Origin of the sequence: Dactylosporangium sp. CS-047395 (genome assembly GCF_050942185.1) — a bacterium.
Taxonomy (GTDB): domain Bacteria; phylum Actinomycetota; class Actinomycetes; order Mycobacteriales; family Micromonosporaceae; genus Dactylosporangium.
The window spans coordinates 892,329-907,166 of the sequence record NZ_CP192015.1; the positions used below are offsets into that span (position 1 = coordinate 892,329).

Annotated in this window: 15 protein-coding genes; 9 read left to right on the forward strand and 6 right to left on the reverse strand. The window is 72.4% G+C overall.

Annotation, left to right across the window (positions count from 1 at the left end; genetic code table 11):
- Positions 1–55: 55 nt before the first annotated feature.
- The 4 genes from ACQP00_RS04180 to cysN are packed head-to-tail and all read left to right on the forward strand — an operon-like array spanning position 56 to position 4,850.
- Entirely contained in the window at positions 56–1,876 is a 1,821-nt protein-coding gene (locus ACQP00_RS04180; RefSeq protein WP_433214554.1) for a sugar transferase, read from the forward strand.
- Positions 1,876–2,634 (forward strand): 3'(2'),5'-bisphosphate nucleotidase CysQ, encoded by a 759-nt coding sequence (locus ACQP00_RS04185; RefSeq protein WP_433214557.1) that lies wholly within the window; start codon positions 1,876–1,878, stop codon positions 2,632–2,634. Before ACQP00_RS04180 ends, ACQP00_RS04185 begins: the two co-directional genes overlap by 1 nt.
- A 16-nt stretch (positions 2,635–2,650) precedes the next feature.
- Complete coding sequence (gene cysD, locus ACQP00_RS04190; protein ID WP_433214560.1) at positions 2,651–3,559, forward strand: sulfate adenylyltransferase subunit CysD; 909 nt, start codon at positions 2,651–2,653, stop codon at positions 3,557–3,559.
- A 1-nt stretch (position 3,560) separates the two neighbouring features.
- Positions 3,561–4,850, forward strand: a complete 1,290-nt coding sequence (gene cysN, locus ACQP00_RS04195) for a sulfate adenylyltransferase subunit CysN (protein ID WP_433214563.1) — start codon at positions 3,561–3,563, stop codon at positions 4,848–4,850.
- Here cysN and ACQP00_RS04200 read toward each other — a convergent pair.
- Complete coding sequence (locus ACQP00_RS04200) at positions 4,834–5,610, reverse strand: hemolysin family protein (protein WP_433214566.1); 777 nt, start codon at positions 5,608–5,610, stop codon at positions 4,834–4,836. The genes cysN and ACQP00_RS04200 overlap by 17 nt on opposite strands.
- Positions 5,611–5,669: 59 nt before the next feature.
- Here ACQP00_RS04200 and galE point away from each other — a divergent pair, with 59 nt between their 5' ends.
- Entirely contained in the window at positions 5,670–6,641 is a 972-nt protein-coding gene (gene galE, locus ACQP00_RS04205; protein ID WP_433214569.1) for a UDP-glucose 4-epimerase GalE, read from the forward strand.
- A 22-nt stretch (positions 6,642–6,663) separates the two neighbouring features.
- On the opposite strand, the gene ACQP00_RS04210 is transcribed toward galE, so the two are convergent.
- Genes ACQP00_RS04210 through ACQP00_RS04225 form a run of 4 tightly spaced genes read right to left on the reverse strand, consistent with a single transcriptional unit; the run spans position 6,664 to position 10,282 of the window.
- On the reverse strand, positions 6,664–7,857 hold the full coding sequence (locus ACQP00_RS04210; protein ID WP_433214572.1) for a sialidase family protein: 1,194 nt from the start codon (positions 7,855–7,857) through the stop codon (positions 6,664–6,666).
- A complete protein-coding gene (locus ACQP00_RS04215) occupies positions 7,850–8,338 on the reverse strand; it encodes an RNA polymerase sigma factor (RefSeq protein ID WP_433214575.1) in 489 nt (162 codons plus the stop codon). The genes ACQP00_RS04210 and ACQP00_RS04215 overlap by 8 nt, the downstream gene beginning before the upstream one ends.
- Before the next feature lie 44 nt (positions 8,339–8,382).
- Positions 8,383–9,675, reverse strand: coding sequence for a WD40/YVTN/BNR-like repeat-containing protein (locus tag ACQP00_RS04220; protein ID WP_433214578.1), 1,293 nt, complete (start codon positions 9,673–9,675; stop codon positions 8,383–8,385).
- Positions 9,665–10,282 (reverse strand): RNA polymerase sigma factor, encoded by a 618-nt coding sequence (locus ACQP00_RS04225; protein WP_433214580.1) that lies wholly within the window; start codon positions 10,280–10,282, stop codon positions 9,665–9,667. The genes ACQP00_RS04220 and ACQP00_RS04225 overlap by 11 nt, the downstream gene beginning before the upstream one ends.
- Before the next feature lie 79 nt (positions 10,283–10,361).
- Between ACQP00_RS04225 and trpS the strand changes: the two genes are divergently transcribed.
- From trpS to ACQP00_RS04245, 4 genes are read left to right on the forward strand one after another with little or no spacing between them, the layout of a single operon-like run.
- Complete coding sequence (gene trpS / locus ACQP00_RS04230; protein ID WP_433214582.1) at positions 10,362–11,384, forward strand: tryptophan--tRNA ligase; 1,023 nt, start codon at positions 10,362–10,364, stop codon at positions 11,382–11,384.
- Positions 11,381–11,917 carry a 2'-5' RNA ligase family protein gene (locus ACQP00_RS04235; protein ID WP_433223680.1) on the forward strand — a complete coding sequence of 179 codons (537 nt, stop codon included), beginning with the start codon at positions 11,381–11,383 and terminating at the stop codon, positions 11,915–11,917. The genes trpS and ACQP00_RS04235 overlap by 4 nt, the downstream gene beginning before the upstream one ends.
- Before the next feature lie 3 nt (positions 11,918–11,920).
- On the forward strand, positions 11,921–12,955 hold the full coding sequence (locus ACQP00_RS04240) for a YihY/virulence factor BrkB family protein (RefSeq protein ID WP_433214585.1): 1,035 nt from the start codon (positions 11,921–11,923) through the stop codon (positions 12,953–12,955).
- 8 nt (positions 12,956–12,963) lie between these two features.
- A complete protein-coding gene (locus tag ACQP00_RS04245) occupies positions 12,964–13,386 on the forward strand; it encodes a hypothetical protein (protein WP_433214588.1) in 423 nt (140 codons plus the stop codon).
- An 11-nt stretch (positions 13,387–13,397) separates the two neighbouring features.
- Here the strand turns inward: ACQP00_RS04245 and ACQP00_RS04250 are convergent, their stop codons facing one another.
- A complete protein-coding gene (locus ACQP00_RS04250) occupies positions 13,398–14,831 on the reverse strand; it encodes a glycoside hydrolase family 13 protein (RefSeq protein WP_433214591.1) in 1,434 nt (477 codons plus the stop codon).
- Between the last annotated feature and the right edge of the window lie 7 nt (positions 14,832–14,838).

A 14,838-nucleotide genomic window follows, 5' to 3' on the forward strand; every position in this document is an offset into this window, starting at 1 on the left:
CGTTGTACCCGAGGTTGCACCGTTTGATGGAGACGGTCCTTCCGAAGGAGGCAGCGTGGCGATCGACAGCGGACGAACGCGGGACGGGTTCCACCGTCCGGCCCACCTCCGCCGTGAGGATCGCCCGGCCGGGCTGCGCCGCGAGGAGCGGGCGCCCAACGCGCGGCAGCACTCCGAGGAGCCCGCGCCCCCGCCGGTGTACGGCCGCCCGGCCGCCCCGGCCCGCGGGCGCCGCCCCAGCCCGGTGCGCAACACGGTCCGCAAGACGCAACCGAGCACCGCGCGCGTCGCCGCGCCGGTCTCACCCGCCCCCGCGCCGGGCGCCGCGCCGGCCCCCGAGGTCGACCCGGCCCTGGCCGCCGAGGTCGAGGAGGCCGTCCGCGGCACCACCCCGTTCACCCGGACCCCGGTGCGCATCGCCGCGCCGGACATGTTCGCCGGGCAGGGCCGCACCTCGCGGCACCGGGCCCGGTGGGCGTGGGAGGGCCGCTACCTGCGGACCCTGCTCGTCCTGGACTTCGTGATCGGGCTGATGGCCGGCGCGGTGGCGTTCGAGGCGCGGTTCTCCAACGCGCTCACCTCGAATGGGCTGACGCTGTACAACAGCCGCTATGTCCTGCTCTCGCTGCTGCTGCCGGTCGCGTTCACGGCGAGCCTCGCGGCCAACCGGGCCTACGAGAAGCGGTACCTCTTCGTCGGCACCGACGAGTACCAGCGCGTGCTGCGGGCCGGCCTGGCGCTGACCGCGGCCACCGTCTTCGTCGCCTACGCCAGCGAGATCCGCATCGCCCGCGTCTGGTTCTTCGTCGCGCTGCCGCTGGTCACCTTCGGCTGCCTGCTCGCCCGGTTCCTGCTGCGCAAGCTGCTGCACCGGGCCCGCAAGCAGCGCGGCGCGTGCATGCGCCGGGTGGTGGTGGTCGGCCACGAGCTGGCCGTGGAGGCCATGGCGCGGCAGTTGCGGCGCGAGCGGTACCACGGCCTGAAGGTCGTCGGCGCCTGCCTGCCCGCCGCCGGCGAGGTCGCCGACGTGCCGATCCTGGGCCGCTTCGACGAGATCGCGGGCGCGGTGCGCAAGGCCCGGGCCGACACCGTGCTGGTGCTGTCCTGCCCGGAGCTGGACGGCCACGCGCTGCGCCGGCTGGCCTGGCACCTGGAGCGCGACGACATCGACCTCATCGTGGCCAGCACCCTGATCGACGTGGCCGGCAGCCGCACGACGATCCGCCCGGTGGACGGCCTGCCGATGCTGCACGTCGAACACCCGACCCTGAACGGGGCCCGCCGACTGGTCAAGGCGCTCGTCGATCGGGCCGGCGCGGTTGCCCTGCTGGTCCTCGCGAGTCCCCTTCTGGCGGTTCTGTCGCTTGCGGTTCGCGTGGACTCCACCGGGCCGGTACTGTTCCGACAGGTAAGAGTGGGCAAGGACGGTCACGAATTCGTGATCTTCAAGTTCCGTACGATGCACATCGATGCCGAGGCGCGCCTGGCCGAGCTGCGGCACCTCAACGAAGTCGACGGCGCGCTGTTCAAATTGCGCAACGACCCCCGGGTCACCCGCGTCGGGCGGCTTCTCCGCAAGTTTTCGCTCGACGAGCTGCCGCAGCTGCTCAACGTCATCGGCGGCAGCATGTCGCTGGTCGGGCCGCGCCCGCCGCTGCCGGAGGAGGTCGCCGTGTATCCGGACGACGCCCGGCGCCGGCTGGCCGTGCGGCCCGGGATGACCGGCCTGTGGCAGGTGTCCGGCCGGTCGGACCTATCGTGGGACGAAGCGGTCCGCCTCGACCTGCAGTACGTGGAGAACTGGTCGCTCTCGCTCGACCTGGTCATCCTGCTGCGGACGTTGAGCGCCGTGACCCGAGGGGCTGGAGCGTACTGATGACCGATCTGCCACCCGCCACCGACGGCGGCTTCGCGCGCTGGCTGGCCCAGCGGGCCGGCGACATGCTGCTCAAGCTGCGCGAGGAGATGGGCTACGGAGACCCGGCGGCGCTGCGCAAGGCGGGCGACCGGCTCTCCCACGAACTGATCGTCGAGCAGCTGACGCGCTGGCGCCCGGCCGACGCGATCCTGTCCGAGGAGGGCGCCGACAGTGCGGCCCGGCTCGCGGCCGAGCGGGTCTGGATCGTCGACCCGCTGGACGGCACCCGCGAGTTCGGCGAGGAGGGGCGGGCCGACTGGGCCGTCCACGTGGCGCTCTACGCCGGGCGTCTGGTCGCCGGCGCGGTCGCGCTGCCCGCGCAGCACTGCGTGCTCGGCACCGACACCCCGCCGCCGTTCCCGCCGATGCCCGGGGTGCAGGGCGAGCCGATCCGGATGGCGGCCAGCCGCACCCGGCCGCCGGCGCTGCTGGCCGACCTGGCCGAGAAACTTCCCATCGAGCTCGTGCCGATGGGATCGGCGGGGGCGAAGATCGCCGCCGTGATCGACGGGGCCGTTGATGCCTATGTGCACGCCGGCGGCCAGTACGAGTGGGACTCGGCCGCGCCGGTCGCTGTGGCTCTCGCCACGGGTCTGCACGCTTCCCGTATCGACGGGACTACGTTGGAATACAACCAGCCCGACCCTCGCCTGCCTGACCTGGTGGTGTGTCGGAAGGCATTGGCGCCGTCACTGCTGGCCGCGATCAACAGCTGAAAGGTTCCGCCGAACAATGAGCCGGCCGCCCTACCGGGTCTCTCATCTGGATGCTCTCGAGGCCGAGAGTCTCTTCATCATGCGCGAGGTGGTCGCCGAGTTCGAGCGGCCGGTGCTGCTGTTCTCCGGTGGCAAGGACTCGATCGTGATGCTGCGGCTGGCCGAGAAGGCGTTCGCGCCCGCCCGCATTCCGTTCCCCGTCATGCACGTCGACACCGGGCACAACTTCCCGGAGGTCCTCGAGTACCGGGACCGGCGGGTGTCCGAGCTCAACGTGCAGCTGATCGTGGCCAGCGTGCAGGAGGCGATCGACGCCGGCTCGGTGCGGGAGGCGGCCGACGGCACGCGGAACCGGATCCAGACGCCGGTGCTGCTCGACGCGGTGGAGAAGTACCGCTTCGACTCCCTCTTCGGCGGCGCGCGCCGCGACGAGGAGAAGGCCCGGGCCAAGGAGCGGGTGTTCAGCTTCCGCGACGACTTCGGCCAGTGGGACCCGCGCAACCAGCGGCCCGAGCTGTGGGCGCTGTACAACGCCCGGATCGCGCCGGGGGAGTCGATCCGGGTCTTCCCGCTGTCCAACTGGACCGAGCTGGACGTCTGGCACTACATCGCCCGCGAGGGCATCGACCTGCCCAGCATCTACTACGCCCACGACCGCGAGGTGGTCGACCGCGGCGGGATGCTGTACGCGATCAACGAGTTCCTGCCGCTGCGCGCGGGGGAGACGCCGTTCGTCGAGCAGGTCCGGTACCGCACCGTCGGTGACGCGTCCTGCACGGCCGCGGTCCGCAGCGACGCGGACACGATCGACAAGGTCATCGACGAGGTCGCGGCCACCCGCATCACCGAGCGCGGGGCGACCCGCGGCGACGACCGGGTGAGCGAGGCGGCGATGGAAGACCGCAAGCGTGAGGGGTACTTCTAAGATGACCTCCGTTCTGGAGACGCCGCAGCAGCGGCAGATGGACCTCCTGCGCTTCGCGACCGCCGGCTCGGTCGACGACGGCAAGTCGACGCTGATCGGACGCCTGCTGTACGACTCGAAGGCGATCTTCGAGGACCAGCTCGAGGCGGTCGAGGCGACCTCGCGCTCGCGGGGCGACGAGTACACGAACCTGGCGCTGCTCACCGACGGTCTGCGGGCCGAGCGGGAGCAGGGCATCACCATCGACGTGGCGTACCGCTACTTCGCCACCCCGCGGCGCAAGTTCATCATCGCGGACACGCCGGGGCACATCCAGTACACCCGGAACATGGTCACCGGCGCGTCGACCGCCGACCTGGCGCTGATCCTGGTCGATGCCCGCAAGGGCCTGGTCGAGCAGTCCCGCCGGCACGCGTTCCTGTGCTCGCTGCTGCGGGTGCCGCACCTGGTCCTGTGCGTGAACAAGATGGACCTGGTCGACTACAGCCAGGAGGTCTTCGACCGCATCGCCGACGAGTTCACCTCGTTCGCCGCGAAGCTCGAAGCGCCCGACCTGACGGTGATCCCGATCTCCGCCCTGCACGGCGACAACCTGGTCAGCCGCAGCGAGAACATGCCGTGGTACGAGGGGCCCTCCCTGCTGCACCACCTGGAGCACGTGCACATCGCCTCCGACCGCAACCTCGTCGACGTGCGGTTCCCGGTCCAGTACGTGATCCGGCCGCAGTCCACCACGGTGTCGGACTACCGCGGCTACGCGGGCCAGGTCGCCTCCGGCGTGCTGAAGCCGGGCGACGAGGTCATGGTGCTGCCGTCCGGGTTCACCACGCGGATCACGCACATCGAGACCGCCGACGGGCCGCTGGCCGAGGCGTACCCCCCGATGTCCGTCACCATCCGCCTGGCCGACGAGATCGACATCGCCCGCGGTGACCTGATCTGCCGGCCGAACAACGCCCCGCAGGTCGCCCAGGACATCGAGGCGATGGTCTGCTGGATGGACGAGACGCGGCCGCTGGCGGTGGGCGGGAAATACGCGATCAAGCACACGACCCGCGCGGCGCGGGCGGTGGTGCGCGGGCTGCAGTACCGGCTGGACGTGAACACGCTGCACCGGGACGAGTCGGCGCAGCAGCTGGGGCTCAACGAGATCGGCCGCGTGAAGCTGCGCACGACGGTGCCGCTGCTGGCCGACGAGTACCGCCGCAACCGCACCACCGGCGGCTTCATCATCATCGACGAGCAGACCAACCGCACGGTCGGCGCGGGCATGATCATCGAGGCCGGCTGACCTTCACCCTCGCCACGCGGCGGCCCTCCACGGTGCTCACCTGGAGGTGCCAGCCGTCGTGGCGGACCTGGTCGCCCACGGCCGGCACCTTGCCGAGCCGGGCCATCAGGAAGCCGGCCACCGTCTCGTAGGGCCCGGTCGGCAGCGTCAGCCCGATCCGCTCGGCGAGATCGGCCAGGTTGAGCCGCCCGTCCACCTCGTCCACGCGGGGCGGACCGGGCGGCGCGTCGTACTCGTCGTGAATCTCCCCGACGAGCTCCTCGATGAGGTCCTCGAGCGTGACGATCCCGGCCGTGCCGCCGTACTCGTCCACGACCACCGCGAGGTGGTGGCCCTCCCGCCGCATCTCGGACAGCGCCGCCAGCACCCGCTTGCTCGCCGGCAGCCGCTTCACCTCCCGGGTCAGGCCGCGCAGCGGGGCCGCCGGGTCGCCCGCCGGGGTCAGCGTCAGGTCCCGCAGGTGCACGAAGCCGAGCACATCGTCCGGGTCGCCGTCGATGACCGGAAACCGCGAGTGCCGGGCCGTGCGCACCGCCTGGAGCGCTTCGTCCACATTGAGCGCGGCATCGAGGAACACCACTTCCGTGCGCGGCACCATCACCTCGCGCACGTGCCCGGTGCCCGAATTCACCGTGATGAGGGTTCGCAGCTCGGCCTCGGATATGCCGCCACCGGCCGGGGTAGCGTGAAGCCGCTGCGCCCAGCGGATCAGCAGGGCGGCCGCAGCCTGCCGTAGGGTTCCGGGGCCAGGCTCCGGCATAGAGCAGAGTGTAGCGACGTGTATTTTTGTTGGAACACGTCGAATTATGGGAGGTTGTAGTGAAGCTACTCGTCACCGGTGGCGCCGGCTACATCGGCAGCATCGTCACCGCGCTGCTGCTCGACGCGGGCCACGAGGTGGTGGTGCTGGACGATCTCTCCACCGGGCACGAGCAGGCGGTGCCCGCGGGCGCGGCCTTCGTCCGCGGCCGGGTGCACGACGCGGTGGGCGACCTGCTCACGCCGTCCGCCGGGTTCGACGGGGTGCTGCACTTCGCGGCGTTCATCGCGGCCGGCGAGAGCGTGCAGAAGCCGGAGAAGTACTGGGAGAACAACGCCATCGGCACGCTGCGCCTGCTCGATGCCATGCGGGCCGCGGGGGTACGCCGGCTGGTCTTCTCCTCCACCGCGAACGTCTACGGCGACCCCGACACCGTGCCGATCCCGGAGACGGCCGCGGTCCGCCCGCCGAACCCCTACGCGACCTCCAAGCTCGCCGCCGACCACGCGCTGACCGGGTTCGCCGTCGCGCACGGGTTCTCCGCGGTCAGCCTGCGCTACTTCAACGTCGCCGGCGCCCTGCGCCGCCCCGACGGCGGCATGATCGGCGAGCGGCACGACCCCGAGACGCACCTGATCCCGATCGCCCTGCAGGTCGCCGCGGGCAAGCGGGAGAAGCTGCAGATCTTCGGCGACGACTACGACACCTTCGACGGCACCAACATCCGCGACTACATCCACGTCGCCGACCTGGGCGCCGCCCACCTGCTGGCGCTGGGCACGATGGACGGCCCCGGGCACCGGATCTTCAACCTGGGCAACGGCACCGGCTTCTCCAACCGGCAGGTCGTCGAGGTCGTGCGCGAGGTGACCGGCCACCCGATCCCGGTCGAGATGGCGCCGCGCCGCGCGGGCGACCCGGCCCAGCTCGTCGCCTCCTCGGACAAGGCCAAGCGGGAACTGTCCTGGACCCCGCGGCACCCCGAGCTGGCGACGATGGTCGCCGACGCCTGGGCGTTCATGAACCGCTGACGGTACTGAAACCGGTGAGCGGCTACTGGGCGTCGAGCTTCTGCCAGTCGGCGCCGTCGGCCGAGAACGCGGTGTAGATCGTGGTCATCTGGTACGCCACGTAGCCGCCCTCGGTCCGCGCCAGGCGCATCGTGAGGTGCAGGCCCTCCAGCCGCACCCACGACGTGCCGGAGTCCTCGGAGACCAGCCAGTGGCCGTAGCCGTCGACGATGAGCAGCCGGCCGTCCAGCAGCGGCACCAGGTCCCCGCCGATGGTGGCGTTGCCCGCCGTCGGCCGGGGCGGGCCGAAGGTGGCCCCGCCGTCCGTGGACACCGCCACCGCCAGCAGGCGGTCCGGGGCGCCGGCGGCCTCCTGCGGCGCGGCGATGGCGAGGAAGACCGTGCGCCCGAGCATCGCCATCCGGGGCCGGGTGGCCGCGTCGTAGCCGGGGAAGTGGGTCGTCGTCCAGCTCTGCCCGTCGTCGCGGGACACCGCCACCGCCAGGCCGTTCCAATCGCCGCCGGCGACCCACCACGCGCCGTCGCCGGCCCGCACGGGGGAGCGCCAGCAGACCGAGATCGGCGGCTGCTGCGGCAGTGGGGCGAGGCGCGTGCCGGCCAGCCCGGCGGTGGCCGAGCCGCACTCGGAGTTGCCCAGCTGGACCATGCGGGCGTCGCCGGTGAGCGCGTTGTCGGGGTCGAGCTTGTTCCCGCCGGCCGTCCAGTGTTCGCCGTCGGCGCTGGTGGCCCGGGTCCGGTGGTCCTCGCCGAACAGCGTGACCCCGGCCGCCGTGACGACCATCCGCGGTTGTCCAGGGACAGGAGATTCGACGGTACGCCACGTGCGTCCCCCGTCGTCCGTCGTGCTGACCCAGGTGGTGCAGCAGTCGGTGCTCAGCAGGTAACCGCGCTCGGCGTCCAGGAACTCCACGTCCCGGACCGCCCCCGGCAGGTCGGCGGGCAGGTGGTCCAGGCCGGCGATCGTGATCCCGCCGGCGCTCCAGGTCGCGGCCGGGTCGGACGCGGCGATCATCGGGGCCGGGGTCGAGGGCCGGTCCACCGTGGCCACCGCGGCGCCGATGACGGCCAGCGTGGCCAGCGACGCGATCCCGGTGCGGGCGGCCAGGCGGCGCCGGCGCAGCGCCGCCGCCCGGGCCGCGATGACCTCCATCGGCGGCTGGTCGATGTCGAGCCGGTCCCGCTCGGCGCGCAGCCGCGACTCCAGTTGATCAGGCACGCGACACCTCGTATCCGTTGAGGCGCGCGGCGAGCGCGGCCCGGCCGCGGGACAGGCGGGACTTGACGGTGCCGGCCGGGACGCCCAGCGCGGCGGCGATCTCGTCCACGCTGAGGTCGGCGTAGTAGTGCAGCACGATGACCTCCCGGTAGCTGCGTGGGATGGCGTCGAGGGCGTCGGTCAGGTCGGTGCGGGTGTCGGAGTCGGGCTGGTGGACGTCGTCGTGCAGCGGCCGTTCGCGCAGCAGGAGCACGTCCAGGAGCCGGCGGCGGCGCCAGCGGCGGCGGGCGACGTTGAGCGCCACCGTGCGCAACCACGCCTCGGGGTTGTCGATGCCGGAGAAGCCGCGCGGGCGGGCGACGGCCCGCACGAACGCCTCCTGCACCGCGTCGTGCGCCTCGGCGAGGTCCGTGGTGAACGCGTAGAGCTGCACCACCAGCCTGCGGTAACAGGCGTGGTACACCTCGCCGACGTCGCCCACGCAGACAACGATCCCCCACCGGTCCGGCGGGTTCCCGGAAAATTTCAGTTCGGCATCACGGTGGAGGACAGGGCGGCCTCCTGCCAGGAGTGGGCGTCGTGGGAGACCCGGGCCGGATCGCCCAGCGACGCGTAGCCGTTGTCGACGGCGGCGATGGTGCCGCCGGGACCGGACACGACCGCGAAGTGCTCGCCGTCGTTGCTGTCGAAGAAGACCGTGGTGTTGACGGTGGCCGGGTTGGAGTACACCCACATGAGCACCGAGCGGTCCGGCCGCACCAGGGCGCCGAGCAGGCGGTTGTCCAGCGTCTTGAGCTCGGGCGGCAGCGTGACCGCGCCGCGGACCTCGCGCCAGTGGCTCCCGCCGTCACTCGTGCGGAAGAGCCGGATGCCGCTGCTGTACGGCACGAAGGCCCACGCGTTCTTCCCGTCGGACGTCGCCACGGTCGGCACGTCGCTGCCCGCCGGCGCGTCCAGGGTGCGCGCGGTCCAGGTCGCGCCCTGGTCGGTGCTCACGCTGACCGCGGGTGCGCCGGTGTTCAGGTCGGCGCCGGTCACCCACCAGCCGGCGGATGCGGGCGGGAGGGCCGCGATCGTGCGCCGGGCCATCGGCGGCTGGCTGATCAGGCTCAGCGCGCCGTCGCTCTCGCGCACCCCGAACAGGTCGCCGTACTGCACCAGCTGCACCGTCCGGTCGCCCGCGCTGAGCGCGAGGTGGTCATTGGGCCCCATGACCGGCGCCGCGTCCTGCGGGTTCAGCTCGGTCTGGGTGGCCGACGTGAGCGCGAAGCGCACGCTGGAGCGCGACCCGCCGCCGACCTCGCCGCTGAGGATGAAGCCGGTCTGGGCGACCCGCAGCAGCTGGACGTTGGAGACCCGGTCCAGCGGGCTGGTGCGCAGGGCGTCGACGACGAACGGCGTGCGGCGCTCGGCCTGACCGCCGAGCGCGACGATCTGCAGGCTGCACCGGCGGGCCTGCGGGATCTCCGCGCACACGTCGACGGCCGCGATCAGGTTGGGCAGGTCGCCCGCGGCGGCCAGGACGGTGACCGTGGACGGGTAGCGCCCGGTGGCGGTCGGCGTGGCCGAGGCGATCGGGCTCCAGGCCTCGCCGAGATCGGGGTTGGGGCCGAGCACGGCCGGGCCGGGGCGGCCGAAGATCCCGGCCAGCGCGACCGGGGCGAGCACGCCGAGGGTGCCCAGCAGCGCGCCCAGCACGGTCATCCGGTCCCGCAGCTTCACGCGGCCGGCGCGGCGGTACAGCGTGCTGAAGTCGGGCACCCAGGTGGCCTGCTCGATCTGCTGGCGCAGGGTCCGGAAGTCCAGGTCAGGGCGCATCGCGCACCTCCTGGGCCCGGTCCTGCGGCTGGATCTGGGGCTGGACCTGGATCTGGGGCTGGACCTGGGGCGGCGTGGAGCGCCGGCGCGGGGTGCCCTCCCCGCCCGCCTCGCCGTCGCTGAGCAGGGTGGCGAGCATGGCGCGGCCACGGGACAGGCGCGCCTTGACCGTGCCCACCGGCACGCCCAGGGCGTCGGCGACCTCGTGGACCGACATGTCGGCCAGGTGGTGCAGCACGATCGTCTCCCGGGTGGCCTGCGACAGCTGCTGCAGGGCGGCGACCAGCGCGACCCGGTTGGGGTCGACGCCCGGCACGCTCTCCACCGGCCGGGCGACGCGGCCGCTGCGCACCAGTGTGTCGAACAGGCGCCGCCGCCGCCAGCGGGTGCGGGCCAGGTTCATCGCCACCGTGCGCAGCCAGGCCTCGGGGTCGGCGACGTCGAGGAACTGCCGCGGCCGGGCCAGGGCGCGCGCGTACGCCTCCTGCACGAGGTCCTGGGCCTCGGCGTGGTCACCGGTCAGCGCGTACAGGGCGGCCACGAGCCGGCGGTAGTGCGCCTGATACGCGTCGCGTACGGCCTCCCGGGCCTCGAGATCGTCGCCCACCGCCCACCTCCCTCGTCTGGCACGCTACCCAGACAGACGCCTGTGCGGCTCCTCCGGTTGCGCCTGACAGAATGGCGGCATGTCGTCTCCCGCCCGGCCCCGGGTGCTCTCCGGGATTCAGCCCACCGCCGACTCGTTCCACCTGGGCAACTATCTCGGTGCCGTGCGCAACTGGGTGGCCCTGCAGGAGACCCATGACGCCTTCTACTGCGTGGTCGACCTGCACGCGATCACGATGGGCCACGACCCGGCGCTGCTGCGCCAGCGGACCCGGATCGGGGTCGCCCAGCTGCTGGCGGTCGGGCTCGACCCGGAGCGCTGCACCCTGTTCGTGCAGAGCCACGTGCCCGAGCACGCGCAGCTCGGCTGGGTGATGAACTGCATCACCGGCTTCGGCGAGGCCAGCCGGATGACCCAGTTCAAGGACAAGTCGGGCAAGCAGGGCGCCGACCGGACCAGCGTCGGGCTGTTCACCTACCCGATCCTGCAGGCGGCCGACATCCTGCTGTACCAGGCCGACGCCGTTCCGGTCGGCGAGGACCAGCGCCAGCACCTGGAGCTGACCCGCGACCTGGCCCAGCGGTTCAACACGACGTTCGGCCCGACGTTCAACCTGCCGGCGCCGTTCATCCTCAAGGACACCGCCAAGATCACGGATCTGCAGGACCCGACGGCGAAGATGTCCAAGTCGGCCTCGACCGCCAACGGCCTGATCGAGCTGCTCGACGACCCGGCCCGCTCGGCCAAGAAGATCCGCTCGGCGGTCACCGACACCGGCCGCGAGATCATCTTCGACCCGGTCAACAAGGCCGGCGTCTCCAACCTGCTGACGATCTACGCGGCGCTGTCCGGCCGGACGATCGACGAGCTGGTCGCCGCCTACGACGGCAAGGGCTACGGCGACCTGAAGAAGGACCTCGCCGAGGTCGTGACCGAGTTCGTCAAGCCGATCCAGCAGCGCACCAACGCCTACCTGGACGACCCGGGCCAGCTGGACAAGCTGCTCGCGATCGGTGCGGAGAAGGCGCGGGCGGTCGCGGTGCCGACGCTGAAGTCGGCGTACGACCGGATCGGCTTCCTCGCCCCTGGCGCTGCGCACTGACGACGGTGGACAGGACCACCATCGGCGTCGCGATCGACATCCCGCAGCCGTGGGGCGGCGAGCTGACCGCCGCCCGGCTGGCCGCCGGGGATCGGGTCGCGGAGTTCGTGCCGGCCCACGTCACCCTGCTCGGCCCGACCGAGATCGACGCCGCCGAGGTGCCGGGCCTGCACCGGCACCTGGCGGGCGTGGCGCGGGCGCACCGGCCCTTCACCGTGCGGCTGCGCGGGACCGGCACCTTCCGGCCGATCACCCAGGTGGTGTTCGTGGCGGTCGCGGCCGGGATCGGCGAGTGCGAGCAGCTGCACGCGGCGGTGCTGGCGGCGCCGGCCATCTCGTCGACCGCCCGGTTCCCGTACCACCCGCACGTGACCGTCGCCCACGACGTCGAGCCGGAGCGGCTGGACGCGGCCTTCGCCGACCTGGCCGGCTACGCGGCCGAGTTCCCGGTCGCCGGGTTCACGCTTTTCGAACACGATGACCATGGACGGTGGCGTCCCTATGCGGAGTACCACCTTTCAGCGGACCATTGAGGCGTGAGCGTCCTTGACCGGCTGGAGGCCTGGTTCGACCGCGTGATCGCGGCGGGTCGGCGGCGCTCGCGCGTGTTCGACCACGTCTGGCGGGCCCAGCAGCGCTACTTCGACGTGGACGCCGTCCGCCTGGCCGCCGCCACCGCGTACTACGGCTTCTTCGCGGTCTTCGCCATGGTCGTCGTGCTGTTCTACGTCCTCGGCAGGGTGCTGGGCGGCAACAAGCTGGTCGTCGAGCGCGTGCAGGTCTACCTGCAGGCCAACCTGCCGCAGCTGCAGAGCGACCAGATCTTCGCCGGCAGCCAGCAGATCGGGATCATCGCGCTGGCCGGCCTGATCATCGCGGGCGTCGGCTGGGTGGAGAACCTGCGCTCGTCGCAGCGGGCGCTGTGGCAGCTGCAGGAGCACCCCGGCAACGCGGTCGTACGCTGGCTGCTCGACCTGGCCGTGCTGGTCGGCCTCGGCCTGCTCCTGCTGATCTCGATCGGCATCTTCGCCGGGGTCCAGGAGCTGATCTACTGGCTGGCCGGCGACGTGGACCAGGACCCGGTCCGGGTGGCCCTGCGCGGCTTCTCCACCCTGCTCTCCGGCGTGGTCGACGTCTTCCTGGGCGCGGCCCTGCTCGTCGGCGTGCCCCGGCTGCGGATGTCGCTGCGCCGGCTGTGGCCCTCGGCGCTGCTCTTCGCGATCGGGCTGGGCGTGCTCAAGACGCTCGGGAAGTGGTACATCACCCGGACCGAGCACAATCCCGCCTACCAGCTGGTCGCGGGCACGATCGGGCTGCTGCTGTACATGTACCTGCTGCACCAGCTGCTGCTGTTCGCGGCCGCGCTGTCCGCCACCAGCCCGCACGGCCGGGTGGTGGACCTGGCCGGGGGCGAGCCGCGGGCCGACGTGCAGGCCGCCCGCCGGGCCGCCGAGCTGGTGGAGAAGGCCGCCTCGGAGGCCGAGCACGCGGCCCAGATCGCCGCCAAGGTGTCCCCGCCCGTTGTGCCGTCCGGCGGTTCGCCGGGTGCGGAGCGCCCGGAACCGTCATGATGGGCGCCGTGGGTGCACTCGTGACTTTGGACCTGCCGGCCGACGCGCCGGCGCTGACCCTGCCGTGGATCATCACCTTCGGCCCGATGAACGACGAGGAGGAGTGGGAGCCGGTCGTGTGCGGCCCGTACGAGCGCGCGCACGCGCTGGCCCTCGCCGAGGCCGTGGTGGCCGACGAGGACCTGATGGCCGTCGTCGAGCCGCTCCAGCCGCACGTGACGGTGGCCCAGATCCAGGGTGACATCGCCGCGTCCCGGCTGGCCGCCGAGAACGAGGACGTGGAGACGGCCGCCCTGGACGCCGAGCTGGCCGGGTACGAGGACTCGTACCACGACCACGATCATGACGACGACGACCACACGCACGAGCCGCCGTCCGTCGACGAGATCCGCGCCGGCTTCTCCCGGATCGCCGCCAAGCTCAGCAGCTGATCAGCGGCTGATCAGCCCGATTCCATCCAGACCGTCGTGTCGGGCGGCAGTGTGCCGCCCACCGGCGAGCTGGCCAGCACCGGCTCCCGCGGCAGCGCGAACGCCGAGCCGCCGAGGTTGGCCGCGACCAGATAACCCTCCGTCTCGAAACAGAGCACGCCGTCCGGGGCCGGGCGCCACGCGAGCGTCGCGGCCGGGCGGCGGAGCCGGAGCGCCGACCGGTACAGGTTGAGCGTCGAGTCGGGATCCGCCCGCTGGGCCTCGACGGTGAACGCGGCCCAGTCCGCCGGCATCGGCAGCCAGGACTTCGCGCCGAAGCCGAACGGCGGCGTGTCCCCGGACCACGGCAGGGGCACCCGGCAGCCGTCCCGCCCCAGCTCGGCGCCGCCCGAGCGGATCCACTGCGGGTCGGTGCGGGCCTCGTCGGGCAGGTCCAGCACCTCGGGCAGGCCCAGCTCCTCGCCCTGGTAGACGTACGCGGAGCCGGGAAGGCCCAGCATGAGCAGGGCCGCCGCCCGGGCCCGGCGCCGGCCCGGTACGCCGTCGCCGAAGCGGGTCACCGGGCGCCGCCGGTCGTGGTTGGAGATGACCCACGTGGGCGGGGCGCCGACCTCGGCCGCGGCGGCCAGCGAGGCGTCGATGATCGCGCGGAGGGCGTCCGGGTCCCACGGCGCCTCGAGGAAGTCGAAGTTGAACGCCTGGTGCAGCTCGTCGGCGGCGACGTACCGCGCGACCCGGGCCGGCTCGGTGTCGAAGACCTCGGCGACGGCCATGCGCTCGCCCGGGTACGAGTCGAGGATCTTGCGCCAGCCGCGGTAGATCTCGTGCACGCCCTCCTGGTCGAAGAACACCGCGTTGGTGAGATCCGGCTTGACCAGGCCGTGGGCCACGTCGACCCGGAAGCCGTCCACGCCGCGGGCCAGCCAGAAGTGCAGGATGTCGTCGAACTCGGCCCGCACCTCGGGGCTGTCCCAGTTCAGGTCCGGCTGGGCGGGGTCGAACAGGTGCAGGTACCAGGAGCCGTCCGGCAGCCGGCTCCAGGCCGGGCCGCCGAAGAGGGACTGCCAGTCGTTCGGCTTCTCGGGCGCGAAGACGTACCGGTCGCGCAGCCCCTCGGCGAACCACGGATGGGCCGAGGACGTGTGGTTGGGGACGATGTCGACGATCACCCGCAGGCCGAGCGCGTGCGCCCGGGCCAGCAGCGCGTCGAAGTCGGCCAGGGTGCCGAAGAGCGGGTCCACGTCCCGGTAGTCGGCCACGTCGTAGCCGCCGTCGACCATCGGGGAGCGGTAGAACGGGGACAGCCACAGCGCGTCCACGCCCAGGTCGGCCAGGTGCTCGAGGCGGGCCGTGATGCCCGGCAGGTCGCCCACGCCGTCGCCGTCGGAGTCGGCGAAGCTGCGCGGGTAGACCTGATAGATGACCGCGGTCCGCCACCACTCCACGTGATCA

Excerpts from the sequence above, each read along its gene's own strand:
- ACQP00_RS04185 (WP_433214557.1), top strand. The coding sequence starts at position 1,876 with ATGACCGATCTGCCACCCGCCACCGACGGCGGCTTCGCGCGCTGGCTG.
- cysD (WP_433214560.1), top strand. The coding sequence starts at position 2,651 with ATGAGCCGGCCGCCCTACCGGGTCTCTCATCTGGATGCTCTCGAGGCC.
- cysN (WP_433214563.1), top strand. The coding sequence starts at position 3,561 with ATGACCTCCGTTCTGGAGACGCCGCAGCAGCGGCAGATGGACCTCCTG.
- ACQP00_RS04200 (WP_433214566.1), bottom strand. The coding sequence starts at position 5,610 with ATGCCGGAGCCTGGCCCCGGAACCCTACGGCAGGCTGCGGCCGCCCTG.
- ACQP00_RS04220 (WP_433214578.1), bottom strand. The coding sequence starts at position 9,675 with ATGCGCCCTGACCTGGACTTCCGGACCCTGCGCCAGCAGATCGAGCAG.
- trpS (WP_433214582.1), top strand. The coding sequence starts at position 10,362 with ATGTCGTCTCCCGCCCGGCCCCGGGTGCTCTCCGGGATTCAGCCCACC.